Below are 16153 nucleotides of genomic sequence, written 5' to 3'. Positions count from 1 at the left end.
AGACTATTTGTTGTCCGGCCTGATGCTTTTCGAGATATAACAAACGAATATTGGCTTACCGTTTTTGCTATTATTCTCACGGACCACGACATAGTCTGTTGGAACGCCGTGACCGGTACGTGGGGTATATCTTTCAACCCGATAGCGAGATTTCATAAAACGCCCAAGGTCTGCATTTCCACCCAATATTGAAGCATCAAAGTGAGTTTTGGCTTTCCCCTTGCCCTTGCGTTTACTGTAGTGAAGTTGCACCTGCAATTCTTTATTGAATGGTTTGCCTGTGGTGCGTTTTCTTTTCATAGGATGATGTTTGCACGCGATACTTTCCAATTCATAGCCACGTAATTTCATCCTTTTGGCAAGAAACATCGCACTTCCATAGTCTCGCCATCGCTCCCCAGCAAAGGCCTCAGAGGATTGACCGACCGTGACGGCAAGAAAAGCCAGCGAACTGCAGAGAAATGATATTGAAGCAATACGGAGCGGATTCATTGAGACTCACCCAAAAATAGAAAAACTGCTCAACAGTTTATACTTGCATCAATAGATCAACACAACTTCGAAAAACGTCCATACGGATCAGAGTTTCACGCCCTTTTCACCAGCCAGATCCTGAATATATTGCCACGCCACGCGGCCAGAGCGTGAGCCACGTGTTGTCGCCCATTCCAATGCGGATGCACGCAAGATATCTGGATCGATTTCAATGCCATATTCAGCCACATAACCAGTAACCATCGCCAGATACTCATCCTGACTGCAATTGTGAAACCCGATCCATAGGCCAAACCGGTCGGATAGAGAAACTTTCTCCTGCACACTCTCACCTGGATTGATCGCAGTGGACTGTTCATTCTCGATCATATCCCTCGGCATCATATGGCGTCTGTTGGAAGTGGCATAAAACAGTACATTATCGGGCCGCCCCTCAATGCCGCCATCAAGCACTGCTTTAAGCGACTTATAGGCATTCTCACCGCTATCAAATGACAAATCGTCGCAAAATAATATGCAACGCTCGGATCGGTAACGCAGAATATTCATCAATTGCGGCAGACTTTCTATGTCTTCTCGTGCAATTTCGATCAATTTCAAACGCGCATCTGACTTGGCTTCCAAATTGATATGACCGTGACAGGCTTTTACCAAGGAGCTTTTACCCATCCCTCTAGCCCCCCATAACAAAGCGTTGTTTGCAGGCAATCCATTCGCAAAACGCCGTGTATTCTCCAAGATCATATCGCGATTGCGGTCAATCGCTTTCAGAAGCGACAAATCGACTCGATTGACTCTCAAGACTGGTTGCAAATGAGCGACAGGCACCGTCTGCCACACGAAGGCATCTGCCGTTGTTAAATTTGGTTTAGGCGTCTTTGGCGGTACAGCTCGCTCGATACTCTTATGAATTTTCTTGAGCATATTGGCAATTTTTTCAAGATCATTTGCGGACATGAAAGGGCAGGCTCCATTTATCGTAACTTAAAGCAAAATTTGTGGCTAATAATCGCGCAGAACCGCATACCAGCCCTTTTATCTTGCTGAAAAAATCATTATGTCTAACCACTAATTAGCAGAGTTGGACAAGGCGTTGCAAACCGTTCACAAGATATTTGCAAAGTCACGATGGATCGCTATAGTCCGCTCAAACCAGTTCCGACCCAATTGAGTGGTCAAAGCAAAATACAGCCTGAGTTTGCCGCCGTGCAGTTCGCTGTTGAAGGAGACCTTATGGATACCAATAGTGCAGTGGTGCAATTTCTACCATTCGTTCTGATCTTTGTAATCATGTATTTCTTGATCATCCGCCCGCAACGTCAACAGATCAAAAAGCATGCAGAGCTCGTTGCCAACGCACGCCGCGGCGACACCATCGTGACCGGTGGCGGCATTGTGGGTAAAATCACCAACGCGACAGACGAGAACGAAGTCACCGTTGAGATTTCCGAAGGCGTAAAAATCAAACTGATGCGTAAATCCATCGCAGATGTCCGCTCCAAGGGCGAGCCTGCAGGCGATGCTTCCTAAATCTTTTATCCCAACATTTTCTCAGTAAAAAGTACTCGGCCTCATAGCCGGGTACTCTGCCAATACTGGTAGGATTGCCGCATGCTACATTTCGCTAAATGGAAGGTTGGACTGGTTTTGATCACAGTACTCTGTGGCATCCTGTTCTCCATCCCCAATATGTTATCCGACAAATTTCTAACTGAAACGATGCCGGGTTGGTTACCATCCAACAAACTCGTCTTGGGTCTTGATTTGCAAGGCGGAGCCCACATTCTTCTTCAAGTTGAAGAAGAGGGCGTGATCAAAGAACGTCTTGAAGTATTGCGCGGCGATGTACGAACCCTGTTGCGCGAAGAAAAGATTGGCTACACAGGCCTTGCTATCAAAGATGGTGCGGCACAGGTGCGCATCCGCGACTTGAACGACCTAGATGTGGCCACCGCCAAGATTCGCACGCTGGTGCAACCAATATCCAGCTCGATCCTGACCGGCAGTGGCGCCATGGAGACATCCCTTGATGTGGCTGAGACCGGAGTTATTCGGCTCGAATTGACACAAGAAGGTATTACCAATCGTGTTCGCAATGCCGTTGCCCAATCCATCGAAGTGATCCGCCGTCGTATCGATGAACTGGGTACAACCGAACCATCTATTCAACAGGAAGGCGACAGTCGTGTTCTTGTTCAGGTGCCCGGCTTGCAAGATCCTGATCGCTTGAAGAATATTCTTCAATCAACCGCGAAACTGACTTTCCGCATGGTTGACGTCACCATGGCACCAGAAACGGCCTTGGAAACACGCCCTCCGCTTGATTCAGAAGTCTTGTTCGAAGCTGATGACAAAAACAATCCACTACCCCAGGAACAACGCACTCCCTATTTGGTGACCAAACGCGTTTTGATTTCGGGTGACGAGTTGGATGACGCTCAACCAACATTTGATCAGCAAACCAACGAACCGGTGGTTTCCTTCCGCTTCAACACCTCCGGCGCAACCAAATTCGCACGCGTTACCGAACAAAATGTTGGCCTGCCATTCGCGATTGTGCTTGATAATGAAGTGATTTCTGCACCAAGCATTCGCGAGCCTATCCGGGGTGGATCGGGGATTATTTCCGGATCATTCACTGCAGAAAGCGCCAACGATCTAGCTATTCTTATGCGGGCAGGGGCATTGCCTGCTGACCTGACAATTGTCGAAGAACGTACAGTCGGGCCGGGCTTGGGCAAAGATTCCATCGCAGCAGGAGAGATCGCAGGCATGGTCGGCGCTCTTGCCGTTGTTGTCTTCATGTTCCTCAGCTATGGCCTGTTTGGGTTATTTGCCAATGTTGCCTTGGTGATTAACGTCGTCTTGTTGATAGGAGTTCTGTCAGCACTCGGCGCGACCCTTACGCTACCCGGTATTGCAGGTATTGTTCTGACCGTCGGTATGGCGGTGGATGCCAATGTGCTTATTTATGAGCGTATACGCGAAGAGAACAATTACGGCCGATCAACCATAGCCGCCATTGATGCCGGTTATAGTCGAGCGCTTGGCACCATCCTTGATGCCAATATCACCACTTTCATAGCTGCGGTCATTCTGTTCTCGTTGGGATCAGGTCCTGTGCGAGGCTTTGCTATAACGCTGGCTGTTGGTCTTATCACGACCGTTTTCTCGGCCTTTACCTTCAACCGTTTGCTTGTGGCAACGTGGGTCAAAGCCCGTCGCCCATCCAAGCTGCCCATTTAACGAACCGGAGATAAAACTATGAAAACCCTTCGTCTTATCCCGGACGGCACTTCCATTCGTTTCATGGAAGACCGACGCTTTAGCTTTCCGCTTTCGGGACTGCTAATTGTGGTATCATTGGCCCTTTATATGGTCTTCAACCTCAACTTCGGAATTGATTTCAAAGGCGGAACGCTGATTGAGATCAAAACAGCTGAAGAAGTAGCAGACATAAGTGGCATTCGGTCACAACTGGGCACTCTTAACTTGGGCGATGTTGAGGTGCAAGAATTCGGTGCGCCAAACGACGTTCTTATCCGCGTTCAAACACAAGAAGCCGGAGACCTCGGCGCAGAAGCAGCTCAGCAGGAAGTGGTAGCTAAAGTAAAGGCAACTCTTGGAAATACCGTTGACTATCGCCGCGTAGAAGTAGTCGGGCCCCGTGTCTCGAGTGAATTGGCCAGTGCTGGTTCCATAGCTGTGATTTCGGCTCTGTTTGCCGTGTTGGTCTACATTTGGTTTCGCTTTGAATGGCAATTTGCTTTGGGTGCCGTTATTGCAACGGCCCATGATGTGATCCTAACCATCGGAATTTTTGCCTTTCTACAGATGGAATTCAACCTTTCTACCATCGCGGCGGTTCTTACAATTGTTGGTTACTCACTGAACGATACAGTGGTTGTCTATGACCGTATTCGCGAAAACTTGCGTAAATACAAAAAGAAGCCGCTGACTGAAGTTCTCGATCTATCTATCAACCAAACCTTGTCCCGCACCATACTGACGTCTGTCACAACTTTGCTGGCCTTGGGCTCGCTCTATTTCTTTGGCGGTGAAGTGATCCGTTCCTTCACCTTTGCAATGATCTGGGGTGTTTTTGTCGGCACCTATTCATCCATCTTCATTGCCGCTCCATTGCTCGTCTTCCTCAATTTGCGTAGCGAACAGGTGCAAATACCAAATGAAGCTGATGAAACAGATGACACCGGTAGTGTGACAAACTGATTGATGATTTTCAATTGGATCAAGGGCAACATAACCAAGCCCGCACCATCTGATACCAAGTCAACCGGCGAGGGCACGTCCCCTGCCGGTTTGACGAACCAACCTGAAGGCCTTGTCGAGAATGCTGTTGCATTGGCCACCGGCCTAGAAATGGTCGATGCCTTTTATCCTGGGCATGACCCAATCGACTATTATGGCGATGGTGGCTTCCGTTTTGGCCCCATGTCACATCAAGGCGCAGTGATGTTTCTCCCCAGCGGGATAAGACGGTGGGATGTTACAGGCTTGAACGACATTGCCTTGAATAGCTTCGACAAGATTCTGGCCGAAAAAGAAGACATTGAAATCCTGCTGATAGGGACTGGCCAACAGATGAGTTTTTTGAACCGGTCTGTGACGGACGCCCTTCGCAAACAAGGTATCAAAATCGAGGTGATGGACACCTCCGCGGCTGTAGGCACACTCAACATTCTACTGTCCGAAGGGCGCGCCGTGGCTGCCGCCTTGTTGCCTGTCGATTGAGTAAATCTGAGCAAAGAGTAAGCATGTCTACTGTACAAGACAATCTCGTCTTCTGTAAGACAGAGTTGAGAAAACTCGACCCCGTGGCGCATTTTTCCTCCCTCACAGCAGATAAAAAGCATAGAGCAGCACTTATCAGTTTTCTTGCATTCGTCGCTGAAATTTCCCGAATCCCCAAGATGGTCTCAGACCCCTCCATGGGAGAAGTTCGCCTGCAATGGTGGCGCGATATCGTCGGTGATCGCGACAACAATAAAACCTTCAGTGCAAAGAATATCGGACCATTGGCTGCGGCATTAAAAGACACTCAACGGCGCTACAATCTGCCTGCTGAAACACTCCTGCAGATAATAGATGCCCATACGTTCGACCTCTACAATGACCCGATGCCAGACGTGGCGACCTATGAGGCCTATGCGGGAGAAACCGCAGCGCTGCCCATTTTGCTTTCGGCGCAAATTCTGAATGGCGGTGAACATCCAAACCATCTGTCTGATTTGTGCGGCCACGCAGGAATGGCAATCGCGCTCGCTAACAATCTATTCGACTGGCCCAAGGCCGCTAACGCGCAAAGATTGTTTCTTCCCGCAACAATCTTTGCAAAGGAAGGCGTCGGAACACATGACATATTCAATCAAAAATCATCGCAAAATTTGATTGAAGCTATTCGGTCCTGCACCCAATTAGGCCATGACCATCACTCCAAGGCAATGGCATTCTATCAAGCATTACAAGGAGAAGGGCGGTCGCATCTTGCTCCTGCTTTCCTAATGCTTGCTCCCGCCAAAAGACTACTGATCAAGAGATCAAAAGATCCAATTAACAATATGACACTAGCCAATTGGCGGGCGTATTTAAGCATCTGGCGCATGGCAGCTTTAAGCTGACGCCACGGACAAATCGATGTTGGCCAGCCATGCTTTGGTGTCTGTCAACGCGCGTTTTGACAGTGCCTTCTTTTTGGAGAGTTGCTTTTCAACTCCGCGCATTCTTGACCCATCTTCTCGGCGACGGGAGAATTCCACGGGTGGGAACAAACCGAAATTGACATTCATTGGCTGAAACGACCGGCGCCCACCATTGGTATCGATCAAATGCCCGCCTGTAATGTGCGCCAGAAGTGCGCCAAAAGCAGTTGTCTCTGGTGGGGGTAAAGCTTGGCGCCCTAAAGCCTCCGCAGCCAAAAATCGACCGGTCAGCAAGCCTATGGCAGCGGATTCTACATATCCTTCACACCCTGTGATTTGGCCCGCAAAGCGAATATGCGGATGTTTTTTCAGGCGTAGGGTGCCGTCCAACAGTTTGGGAGAATTAAGAAATGTGTTGCGGTGAATGCCGCCAAGCCGCGCAAATTGTGCCTCTTCAAGGCCGGGAATCATCCTAAAAACTTCCGCTTGCGCACCATATTTCATTTTTGTTTGAAATCCGACTATATTGAACAAAGTTCCTAGCTTATTGTCTTGGCGCAATTGTACCACTGCATAGGGATCCACATCTGGATTGTGCGGATTGGTCAAACCAACGGGCTTCATCGGCCCAAAACGTGGGGTTTCAATGCCGCGTTCAGCCATCACTTCGATTGGCAAGCAGCCATCAAAATAGGCCGCTTTCTCAAACTCCTTAAATTCCGACTTATCAGCCGACAACATCGCAGCGATAAAAGCTTTATACTGCTCTTCATCCATTGCACAATTGATGTAATCCGCACCGGTTCCCGAGGGCCCCTTTTTGTCATAACGCGATTGGAACCAGGCCTTTTCCATATTGATTGAGTCAAAATGAATAATCGGCGCAATGGCATCATAGAAGGCTAGAGATTCTTCTTCTGTTGCAGCCAAGATCGCTTCCGACAAGGCTTTTGACGTCAATGGACCCGTTGCGATGAGACACGGTCCGTCTTCGGCATCGGGCAGCTGAGATATTTCACCACGATCAATGCTAATCAACGGGTGAGCCTTCAGCTTCTCGGTTACAGCTTCAGAAAAAGCTTCGCGTGCGACAGCCAAAGCACCACCCGCAGGAACAGCATTCACATCTGCGCAACCAATAATCAAAGACCCAGCTTCACGCATTTCTTGATGCAAGACACCAACGGCATTGGCTTCATGGTCATCTGACCGGAAAGAGTTGGAACAAACCAATTCAGCACAATGATCAGAAACATGCACTTCGGTTTCTTTAACCGGCCTCATCTCATGCAAAACAACAGGCACGTTATGGTTTGCCAATTGCCACGCAGCCTCTGAACCGGCCAAGCCAGCACCAATGATGTGAACGGGTTTGAAGGATTGCATAATGATTGCCATTGCCTCTTGTCGAATGAAATTTTCAAATGGGAAGTGCGCTTTCGTATCATTCCTAAGGAATAAAGCAAAGTCTCATTCGATGATTGGCAAAGATTTGTCTCGTGATCGAATGACAACACGAACCTTCCTCACAAATGGGCATTATGATTTGCAATTGGCAGCGATGGATCCAAATGCTAAGTCAGTCAAACACCAAAGCCAACAGGATGGAATCGAAAGCCTCATGAAAGCACTCACTCTTCTGCGCGGTCCAATGTTGGCTACCACCCTCATTACAGCACTCGCCGCTTGCAGCACACAGTATGCGGAGTCACCCGACCGTTGGATCAATGACATGAACAATCGGGCTCCAACAAAATCAACGATTTACATATGTCATGCCTATAGCTGCAAATTGAAATACAGTTTTCATCCGACTCAAAAAGATCTAAATGCGTTGGAAAAAATCCTAGCAAACGGTTCGGACACAGCAAAAACGGAGCGCAAGGCCATAGGAAAAGCCGTACAATGGTTTGAAACCCGCGTTGGTCCCCTTGTTGGATCAGACAAAGACAAAGGCGGGTTGGATCTATACAGCGCAGGAATCCCGGGACAAATGGACTGCATCGATGAGGCAAGCAACACCACGTCATTACTGATGTTTGCTCAGCAGTATGGGTTTCTAAAACACCACCGCGTGGTTTCACCGGTTGCGCGCGGTTTCTTCTTGGATGGTCGCTATCCTCACGCCACCGCTGTCGTCATCACCAAAAGCACAAACAAGCGCTTTGCCGTTGATAGTTGGAAGTTTGACAATGGTATGTTTCCTGCGATCAAGCCGCTTGACGTTTGGATGAGCGAGTCACCAACAAGATAATAGCCCAGCAAAACATACAAGTATTTATAAATTCAGCGCGACGCAGCCTGAAGACGATTGATTCTGCGGGAATTTGAAACGATTGGCGAAAACGACGAAAGCCCACCGGGGGAGGAAATCCGGTGGGCTTCGTTAGGTGTTTCAAAACGGGGAGGAGGTCGTTTTGAAACCGATCAGGTTTCCGGGAGGAGGAGAAAACCTGAATTCCATAAATTCTTACTTGCTGACCGATTCACGGGCAACTTGCGGAATGTCGCTGCGAGAAATGCCAAGATCTGCAAGATCACGGTTACTCAAGCTGCTCAGTTCATCAACTGTATCGCGAAAGTTACGCCACTGACGGTAGCCATCTACAAAACTATCAAACATGTCTGATCCTTTTTGCGGTTAACTAATAAGTTAGCGTTACAAGTATCGATTTCAAGAGCGCTTATTGGGAGGAGTTAAGTTGCTCTCGTTTGTTGAAATAAGATATACAGGAAATATTTTTGAGTTGCACTGCAAAATAATGCATAGCTGTCCTGCATCCAATGCAAATCTGTTACTAACTAAATCAAGCCCATCTAAATTTGCATACCGGTCTAAAGGAATAAATATTTATTCCTTTAAATACAATATCTTATAAGATTATTGAATCAATTTTAGCACTCAACATTCAATAGGCAATAGTGCGTATGACGCAAAGGTCAATGGTGTTGATATAATTTTTTGACACCAATTTCAGTCATCCCAAGCAGCTGTTTCTCATTGAATTCATCAAAAATGTGCGCTGCACCATAGAATCCCAGCCTAATTTTTGATTTGGTTCAAGGAAACGAAAAAGACTGGATAAATGAAAGAGAATAACCTGCCCAAATAGAGATCTGGCGCATAGTAAATGCACCAGATAGCGCCCCATCAAGATCTCTCTTGGATATTGGCAAGACACTAATCAGCGTTAGCTTTGCGTCTTTCTTGCAACTCCTTAAGAAAGACACCCGTATAGCTTCTCTCGACTTTGACCAAATCCTCTGGTGTACCAACGGCGACAATCTCACCCCCACCATCTCCACCTTCAGGACCGAGATCCAAAATCCAGTCTGCCGTTTGTATGACTTCAAGATTATGCTCAATCACAACGACGCTGTTGCCCTGATTGACCAACTCATGCAGAACTTCCAGCAACTTGGCGACATCATGAAAATGCAATCCGGTGGTTGGCTCATCCAAAATATATAGCGTTCGTCCAGTGGATCTCTTGGAGAGCTCTTTAGACAATTTTACACGTTGTGCCTCACCGCCTGACAAAGTATTGGCCTGCTGGCCTACCTTTATGTAGCCAAGTCCGACTTTTTGCAGCGTCACCATCTTGTCACGCACAGAGGGAACCGCAGCAAAGAACTCAGCTGCCTCATCCACCGTCATATCCAGAACACCGGCAATGGATTTGCCTTTGAATTCCACTTCAAGTGTCTCACGATTATAGCGATGCCCCTGACAGACATCACACGTCACATAGACATCAGGCAGAAAATGCATTTCGATTTTGATGACTCCATCACCCTGACAAGCCTCACATCGTCCACCTTTCACATTGAATGAAAAACGACCTGGCTTGTATCCACGAGCTTTCGCTTCAGGCAGGCCTGAAAACCATTCTCGGATCGGAGTGAAGGCACCGGTATATGTGGCAGGGTTAGAACGAGGTGTACGGCCAATCGGCGATTGATCAATATCGATAATCTTATCGATATGTTCCAGTCCTTCAATACGGTCATGAGGGGAGGGCATGTTGCGGGCTTTGTTGAGCTTCATCGCCGCGCCTTTATACAGCGTATCGATAAGGAAGGTAGACTTGCCCCCACCCGAAACACCGGTCACACATGTGAATATACCAAGAGGAATGGAGGCGGTTACATTCTTGAGGTTGTTGCCTCGCGCATTGACGACGGTTATTTCACGACCCTTCTTGCTCGTGCGCCGACCATTTTCAACACCAATGCTCAAGGCTCCGGACAAATATTGCCCTGTTAAAGAGGCGGGGTCAGCCAAAATTTCCGTTGGCGTCCCCTGACTGACGATCCGGCCTCCGTGAACACCAGCCCCTGGGCCAACGTCGATCACATGGTCAGCGCTTAAAATCGCATCTTCATCATGCTCAACAACAATCACGGTGTTTCCCAGATCTCGTAAATGCTTCAGCGTTTCTAAGAGTCTCGCATTGTCGCGCTGGTGCAATCCGATGGATGGTTCATCGAGCACATAAAGCACACCGGTTAAGCCTGATCCGATTTGCGACGCCAGCCGAATACGCTGGCTTTCTCCGCCCGAAAGAGTGCCAGAGCCGCGCGATAGGGTTAAATATTCAAGTCCGACGTCGTTGAGGAAATTGAGTCGCTCACGAATCTCTTTCAAAATCCGCTCTGCAATTTTCATTTGTTTGCTGGTGAGTGTCTCCGGAAGATGGTGCACCCAGTGGGCAGCTGCGCGAATAGATAGAGTCGCGACTTGAGAAATATGTTGACCATCCAGCTTCACAGCCAAGGCTTCAGGCTTCAAACGATGGCCTTCACAGGCGGAACAAGGGTGGCTGGATTGAAACTTGCTCAGTTCCTCGCGCACCCAATTGCTCTCGGTCTCTCTAAAGCGTCGTTCAAGATTTGGGATCACGCCTTCAAAAGGTTTCTCGGTTTTGTAAGAACGCGCCCCGTCGTCGTAAACAAACTGTATTTTCTCTTTTCCCGTGCCATGCAGAAGAATCTCCTGCGCCTTAAAGGGCAATTCCACCCATGGCACGGTCAGTTTAAAATCATAATGGCGCGCCAAAGCCTCGAGCGTTTGACGATAGAAAGGAGAAGTCCCTTTGGACCAAGGCGCAATTGCCCCGTCTTTGAGGCTGAGTGACATGTCTGGAACCACGCGCTCAGGACTGATTTGCAATTCACTGCCCAGACCGTCACAAACAGGACAGGCGCCGAATGGATTGTTAAAGGAAAACAGACGCGGCTCTATTTCCGGAATGGTAAAACCCGAAACAGGACAGGCGAATTTCGCCGAAAAAACAATCCGCTTGGGCGCTCCTTTTTCGTCCTTCTCGTCCACCATTTCAACGATTGATAGACCGTCTGCCAAGCCAAGCGACAACTCCAAAGAATCCGCCAACCGCTTTTGAATGCCATCTTTGACCACCATCCGGTGAACAACGACTTCAATGTCATGCTTGAATTTCTTATCCAGCGTTGGCAAATCGCCATCGTCATACATTTGGCCATCAATACGGAACCGCGTCAGGCCTCGCTTGACCAGTTCCGCCAATTCCTTGCGAAACTCCCCTTTGCGCCCACGCACGATCGGAGCCAGCAAAAGAAACCGAGTTTTTTCCGGCAAGTCCATAACCCGATCAACCATTTGACTAACGGTTTGGCTCTCGATGGGTAGGCCTGTCGCAGGGCTATAGGGAATGCCGACACGAGCATAGAGCAAACGCAGATAATCATAGATTTCAGTTACAGTACCCACCGTTGAGCGTGGATTGCGTGAAGTGGTCTTTTGTTCGATAGAAATAGCTGGCGACAAACCATCGATTTGGTCGACATCCGGCTTCTGCATCATTTCCAAAAACTGGCGGGCATAAGCAGAGAGAGATTCCACATAGCGGCGCTGCCCTTCCGCATAGATGGTATCGAAGGCCAAAGAGCTTTTGCCCGACCCAGACAATCCTGTCATGACAATCAATTGATCCCGGGGAATGTCCACATCAACATTTTTAAGATTGTGCTCCCGAGCGCCGCGAATCGAAATCGCTTTCAGGGAAGAAGGAACGGGCTTTTGTGTTTCGCTACTCATGTCAGGCAATCTCTCCGAAGGCTTACTAAAGCCATCTATATCAATAAGTCGATGCTATGTACGCATACGATCAAGGGGACAAGATCAGATTTTCCAAAACTCGCTAATGACAGATTTTCGTCCCACTCGATCCAATAACGCTTTATAAAATCAAAGGCAATTGCCTAAGCTCATGACCCACATCGCGAGCATATTAGCCTCGGCACTTCCATTTGTACATACTTTGTTCTATTATTTAAACCGTCACTTCTACCTTTCAAGTGGGTGCTGACGCCAACCGGCAAAGGATGGGGATTGAAGGCAAACGAATATAGAACTGTAGATCAAACCCGCCTATGCTAGGCTCCACCCGTTCTAATTGTTACAGTACGGGGCGGGCACAAAAGACAAAGGACAAACCAATGGCCGGAAGCGTAAATAAAGTCATCCTTGTGGGCAATTTGGGAGCCGATCCCGACATTCGCAGAACGCAGGACGGCCGCCCTATCGCTAACCTGTCTATTGCTACGTCAGAAAGCTGGAAAGATCGCAATTCTGGCGAGCGGCGCGAAAAAACCGAATGGCATCGTGTTGTTATCTTCAATGAAGGCCTGTGCCGGATTGCAGAAAATTACCTAAAAAAAGGTGCTAAAGTTTATCTGGAAGGTCAGCTACAGACCCGCAAGTGGAAAGACCAGAGCGGTGCGGACCGTTATTCAACGGAAGTGGTTTTGCAAGGGTTTAATGGCAACCTGACCATGCTTGATAACCGAGGAGAAGGTGGCGGCAACTTTGGCGGCGGCCAACAGGGCGGCGATTTCGGCGGTCCCGGCGCTCCTAGTAGCGGTTATGGCGGAGGTCAGGAGCGGTCAACTCCGGGTGGTTTCGGTGGTCCATCAGGCACCAGTCAACCAAGCACCTCGCAACAAGGCGGTGGTTTCCGCGATGAGATGGATGACGACATCCCGTTTTGATGACAAGACACTCTTGTTAGTGCTTGAGACAAGCATCATTACAAATGAGATGAAACAATCATTCCCGGATAATGCGCTCATTGTCCGGGATTATTGCATCTGCTGGAATTCCAGCTCGCGTAGCTCCTCAAAATCAACCCCAAACCCCGATAGGCACAGATCGCTATATTTCGTTCCCGGATAGACAGAACGAATGGTGACGCGAATGCTGCTGATTTGATGCCAGCCGTCCAAGTTGATAACTTGTTTTCCCCAACGATCCAACAAGCGGCGATTAAGAACCAAACCGCTATCTGTGCGAATGGTAATATCCCGTGCACGCGCATTTTGTGAAAATGACTTACGGCTCTTTTGGTAACCGTTAAAGAAGATCATTTTGCGAATGGTCGTACTGGGTCGGGCCGTAAATTCAAACCATTCGCCAACCCCGTTGCCATGCTTGCCTTCGCACCAAGCGTGATGTGTGTTTGCTTCCCATCCAGACAGGTTGCCCGGCCGGTAGGTTGCGACTTTAGAATTTGGAAGAACCGAACTCGCACAATAGGTCACGTCATCAACAAGTTCAGTTCCAAAATAGATCCGATCACAATCAGGTCCCTGAGCGAATGCTATCGGGCACCAAACCAAGAGAAAATAGACCACACCAAAAGGCAGTAAAAAGTGAAAAACAGAGTATGCCTTCATCAATCCCTCCCATAAAAAGACATATGATAGCATAGAGTATGAAGCTGACACCTTGTAAACAAAAGGCTCTGCAGTGTCCTAGGACATCGCAGAGCCTTATAAAAATCACAACATTCTATTGAGAGAAGATACTGCTTTTTCAGGCTTCCTCGTTCAAGATTTCCGCTACAGCTACATGATCTCGGTGAGATTGTGCCTCGATGAAAATCCGATGAATCTGCGGGAACCGGGCTCGTATATCGCCTTCAAGCTCCGCGATCACCTTTTCCAATTTGCCGACAATCATAGTGTTTTCAAAATCAATACTCAGGGTCAACAACACTTCATTGGGCCCACGGTGCAATGTGCGCAGTTCATTGACGGTGGTAACCGCAGGATGCGCAGAGACAATGTTGGTGATCTCCGCTTCCAGTTCAGTAGATGCCGCTTCGCCGATTAACAATCCTTTGGTTTCATAAGCAAGCAAGAAGGCCGTTCCAGCCAAAATGACACCAATAACGATTGACGCCGCCCCATCCATCCAAGGAATTTGCATATAATAAGAAACGCCAATACCGATCGCAGCAACGACCAACCCGAGCATCGCAGCAGAATCTTCGAATAACACGGTAAAGACCGTCGGATCTTTTGAGTCGGTAACCGCCTCTAGCCAACCCAGTTTCCCTTTTGTGGTGCGAAACTCTTTGAGCGCAATCCACCATGCCCAGCCTTCAAATACCAAAGCGGCACCCAGAACATAAAAGTTAATGGTGGGATCGCTAATAGGATGTGGGTCAAGCACCTTTTGAATGCCTTCGTAAATAGACAGCCCCGCTCCGACAGCAAAAATCAACAAGGCAACAACAAAGGCCCAAAAGTAGAGCTCGGAGCCATAACCAAAGGGATGTTTCTTATCCGCTGGTTTGCTGGCTCTCTTTATACCATAGAGTAACAACCCCTGATTACCGGTATCCACCAGACTGTGAATGCCCTCAGACAACATAGCAGAGGACCCCGTGATGGAAGCTGCAAAAAATTTAGTGATAGCAATCAATCCGTTACCAGCGAGAGCTGCGTAAATGACCTTCTTTGAACCGTGGGATGCCAAATGAATTCTCCTGGAGCGGCCAGCATATGAAACAATAATGATACTTGTTCTAACGGATGGACCCAAGGAATAAAATAGGGAATTGTTGCTGATAGGCCTTTGACAATGTGATTTATTTCTTATATTCGTAATTACTAATATATAGTTTGGACAGCAGGAGAGACTTTTCCATGCGCAAGTCACACCCAAAACCCCGTTCTGCACTGCTCATCGCGTGTTTCGTCGCTCTGACTGCACCATCTTTTCAGGCATTCGCGAGTGACTACACAGTTAAATTGGTTTCTGTAGAAGACAAAAAGGCCGTCTTTGCGACCGTTGAAAGCACCGATTCTATTGCTGCACGGGTGCGTATAACCGGAACCATTACCGAATTGACCGTGACAGAGGGCAGTCAGGTCAAAGCAGGCGAGACCATTGCATTGGTCCGCGACCCCAAACTTGGTTTACAAATTGAGGCTATTGAAGCCCAAATTCGTGCGGCCGAACGTGAGATCGCCAATATCAAAACCGAACAGGAACGGGCCGAACAACTGTTTAAACGAGGGTCGACAACCAAAGCCCGACTAGACCAGATCAACACCCAATATGATGTGGCTAACAGCACACTCGAAGCATCACAGGCTCAAAAGGCCGTCATTCAGCGCCAGTTAGAAGAAGGCGCGGTGCTTGCACCACAGTCAGGCCGTGTCTTGGATGTGCCAATTACCATAGGGTCTGTGGTTATGCCGGGTGAACCCGTCGCCACAATCGCGAAAGACAATTATATCTTGCGCCTTTCTTTACCAGAGCGCCACGCACGGTTCCTTGAAAAAGGCGATCCTGTCGAAGTTGCTGGCCGTGGGTCCGATTGTGAAGGATCATGCACCAGAACAGGTGAGATCGTGAAAGTTTTCCCCAAAATTGCCAGCGGTCGCGTTTTGGCTGATGCCACAGTCGACGGACTGGGTAACTATTTTGTCGGTGAACGCATTCAGGTGCGCGTAGGGGCCGGACAACGTGACACTTACCTCGTTCCCCTTGGCTTCGTTTTCAACCGTTATGGCGTTGATTTTGTTCATTCAAATGGAACAGACGGCGAAGCGACCGACATCGCGGTGCAAATCGGCAGAACTTATCAACGAGATGGGTCCACGATGATCGAAATCCTATCCGGCTTACAAGCCGGTGACGTGCTGTTACAGCCTTAAAGGAGCCA

15 protein-coding genes are annotated in these 16153 nt (G+C 48.4%); 8 read left to right on the top strand and 7 right to left on the bottom strand.

The window, feature by feature from the left end; genetic code table 11:
- Positions 1 to 3 precede the first annotated feature (3 nt).
- A complete protein-coding gene (locus tag C0081_RS10250; RefSeq protein ID WP_101533682.1) occupies positions 4 to 492 on the bottom strand; it encodes a hypothetical protein in 489 nt (162 codons plus the stop codon).
- Between the two features lie 87 nt (positions 493 to 579).
- Complete coding sequence (locus C0081_RS10245; RefSeq protein WP_101533681.1) at positions 580 to 1452, bottom strand: ATP-binding protein; 873 nt, start codon at positions 1450 to 1452, stop codon at positions 580 to 582.
- Positions 1453 to 1623: 171 nt separating this feature from the next.
- On the opposite strand from C0081_RS10245, the gene yajC reads away from it, so the two are divergent.
- The 5 genes from yajC (at position 1624) to C0081_RS10225 (ending at position 6134) form a co-directional block, all read left to right on the top strand.
- On the top strand, positions 1624 to 2025 hold the full coding sequence (gene yajC, locus C0081_RS10240) for a preprotein translocase subunit YajC (protein WP_373235829.1): 402 nt from the start codon (positions 1624 to 1626) through the stop codon (positions 2023 to 2025).
- An 81-nt stretch (positions 2026 to 2106) separates the two neighbouring features.
- Complete coding sequence (gene secD, locus C0081_RS23400) at positions 2107 to 3741, top strand: protein translocase subunit SecD (protein ID WP_210200456.1); 1635 nt, start codon at positions 2107 to 2109, stop codon at positions 3739 to 3741.
- Positions 3742 to 3759: 18 nt separating this feature from the next.
- Positions 3760 to 4725 carry a protein translocase subunit SecF gene (gene secF / locus C0081_RS23395; RefSeq protein WP_210200455.1) on the top strand — a complete coding sequence of 322 codons (966 nt, stop codon included), beginning with the start codon at positions 3760 to 3762 and terminating at the stop codon, positions 4723 to 4725.
- Positions 4726 to 4728: 3 nt separating this feature from the next.
- Positions 4729 to 5247: an Mth938-like domain-containing protein gene (locus C0081_RS10230; RefSeq protein WP_245417908.1), complete on the top strand. Its 519-nt coding sequence runs from the start codon at positions 4729 to 4731 to the stop codon at positions 5245 to 5247.
- A gap of 23 nt (positions 5248 to 5270) precedes the next feature.
- Positions 5271 to 6134, top strand: a complete 864-nt coding sequence (locus C0081_RS10225) for a phytoene/squalene synthase family protein (RefSeq protein ID WP_101533680.1) — start codon at positions 5271 to 5273, stop codon at positions 6132 to 6134.
- On the opposite strand, the gene trmFO is transcribed toward C0081_RS10225, so the two are convergent.
- Positions 6126 to 7553 carry a methylenetetrahydrofolate--tRNA-(uracil(54)-C(5))-methyltransferase (FADH(2)-oxidizing) TrmFO gene (gene trmFO, locus C0081_RS10220; RefSeq protein WP_245417907.1) on the bottom strand — a complete coding sequence of 476 codons (1428 nt, stop codon included), beginning with the start codon at positions 7551 to 7553 and terminating at the stop codon, positions 6126 to 6128. The genes C0081_RS10225 and trmFO overlap by 9 nt on opposite strands.
- A gap of 79 nt (positions 7554 to 7632) precedes the next feature.
- On the opposite strand from trmFO, the gene C0081_RS10215 reads away from it, so the two are divergent.
- On the top strand, positions 7633 to 8409 hold the full coding sequence (locus C0081_RS10215) for a hypothetical protein (protein ID WP_101533679.1): 777 nt from the start codon (positions 7633 to 7635) through the stop codon (positions 8407 to 8409).
- Between the two features lie 216 nt (positions 8410 to 8625).
- Here C0081_RS10215 and C0081_RS10210 read toward each other — a convergent pair whose 3' ends face one another.
- Entirely contained in the window at positions 8626 to 8778 is a 153-nt protein-coding gene (locus C0081_RS10210; protein WP_101533678.1) for a DUF1127 domain-containing protein, read from the bottom strand.
- A 558-nt stretch (positions 8779 to 9336) separates the two neighbouring features.
- A complete protein-coding gene (uvrA, locus tag C0081_RS10205; RefSeq protein WP_101533677.1) occupies positions 9337 to 12234 on the bottom strand; it encodes an excinuclease ABC subunit UvrA in 2898 nt (965 codons plus the stop codon).
- A gap of 401 nt (positions 12235 to 12635) precedes the next feature.
- Between uvrA and C0081_RS10200 the strand changes: the two genes are divergently transcribed.
- Complete coding sequence (locus C0081_RS10200; protein WP_101533676.1) at positions 12636 to 13187, top strand: single-stranded DNA-binding protein; 552 nt, start codon at positions 12636 to 12638, stop codon at positions 13185 to 13187.
- A gap of 90 nt (positions 13188 to 13277) precedes the next feature.
- Here the strand turns inward: C0081_RS10200 and C0081_RS10195 are convergent, their stop codons facing one another.
- Positions 13278 to 13871, bottom strand: coding sequence for an NADase-type glycan-binding domain-containing protein (locus C0081_RS10195; protein WP_101533675.1), 594 nt, complete (start codon positions 13869 to 13871; stop codon positions 13278 to 13280).
- A gap of 139 nt (positions 13872 to 14010) precedes the next feature.
- Positions 14011 to 14958 (bottom strand): cation diffusion facilitator family transporter, encoded by a 948-nt coding sequence (locus C0081_RS10190; protein WP_101533674.1) that lies wholly within the window; start codon positions 14956 to 14958, stop codon positions 14011 to 14013.
- 170 nt (positions 14959 to 15128) lie between these two features.
- Between C0081_RS10190 and C0081_RS10185 the strand changes: the two genes are divergently transcribed.
- Positions 15129 to 16145 (top strand): efflux RND transporter periplasmic adaptor subunit, encoded by a 1017-nt coding sequence (locus tag C0081_RS10185; protein WP_101533673.1) that lies wholly within the window; start codon positions 15129 to 15131, stop codon positions 16143 to 16145.
- The last annotated feature ends 8 nt before the right edge of the window (positions 16146 to 16153 follow it).

It is taken from the genome of Cohaesibacter celericrescens, assembly GCF_002866925.1.
GTDB lineage: Bacteria > Pseudomonadota > Alphaproteobacteria > Rhizobiales > Cohaesibacteraceae > Cohaesibacter > Cohaesibacter celericrescens.
The sequence above is the reverse complement of the archived record's forward strand: the minus strand, read 5'-3'. Positions and strand labels throughout refer to the sequence as shown.

Coding starts and splice junctions, on each gene's coding strand:
- C0081_RS10250 (WP_101533682.1), bottom strand. CDS start 492: ATGAATCCGCTCCGTATTGCTTCAATATCATTTCTCTGCAGTTCGCTG.
- C0081_RS10245 (WP_101533681.1), bottom strand. CDS start 1,452: ATGTCCGCAAATGATCTTGAAAAAATTGCCAATATGCTCAAGAAAATT.
- yajC (WP_373235829.1), top strand. CDS start 1,624: ATGGATCGCTATAGTCCGCTCAAACCAGTTCCGACCCAATTGAGTGGT.
- secD (WP_210200456.1), top strand. CDS start 2,107: ATGCTACATTTCGCTAAATGGAAGGTTGGACTGGTTTTGATCACAGTA.
- secF (WP_210200455.1), top strand. CDS start 3,760: ATGAAAACCCTTCGTCTTATCCCGGACGGCACTTCCATTCGTTTCATG.
- C0081_RS10230 (WP_245417908.1), top strand. CDS start 4,729: ATGATTTTCAATTGGATCAAGGGCAACATAACCAAGCCCGCACCATCT.
- C0081_RS10225 (WP_101533680.1), top strand. CDS start 5,271: ATGTCTACTGTACAAGACAATCTCGTCTTCTGTAAGACAGAGTTGAGA.
- trmFO (WP_245417907.1), bottom strand. CDS start 7,553: ATGGCAATCATTATGCAATCCTTCAAACCCGTTCACATCATTGGTGCT.
- C0081_RS10215 (WP_101533679.1), top strand. CDS start 7,633: ATGATTGGCAAAGATTTGTCTCGTGATCGAATGACAACACGAACCTTC.
- C0081_RS10210 (WP_101533678.1), bottom strand. CDS start 8,778: ATGTTTGATAGTTTTGTAGATGGCTACCGTCAGTGGCGTAACTTTCGC.
- uvrA (WP_101533677.1), bottom strand. CDS start 12,234: ATGAGTAGCGAAACACAAAAGCCCGTTCCTTCTTCCCTGAAAGCGATT.
- C0081_RS10200 (WP_101533676.1), top strand. CDS start 12,636: ATGGCCGGAAGCGTAAATAAAGTCATCCTTGTGGGCAATTTGGGAGCC.
- C0081_RS10195 (WP_101533675.1), bottom strand. CDS start 13,871: ATGAAGGCATACTCTGTTTTTCACTTTTTACTGCCTTTTGGTGTGGTC.
- C0081_RS10185 (WP_101533673.1), top strand. CDS start 15,129: ATGCGCAAGTCACACCCAAAACCCCGTTCTGCACTGCTCATCGCGTGT.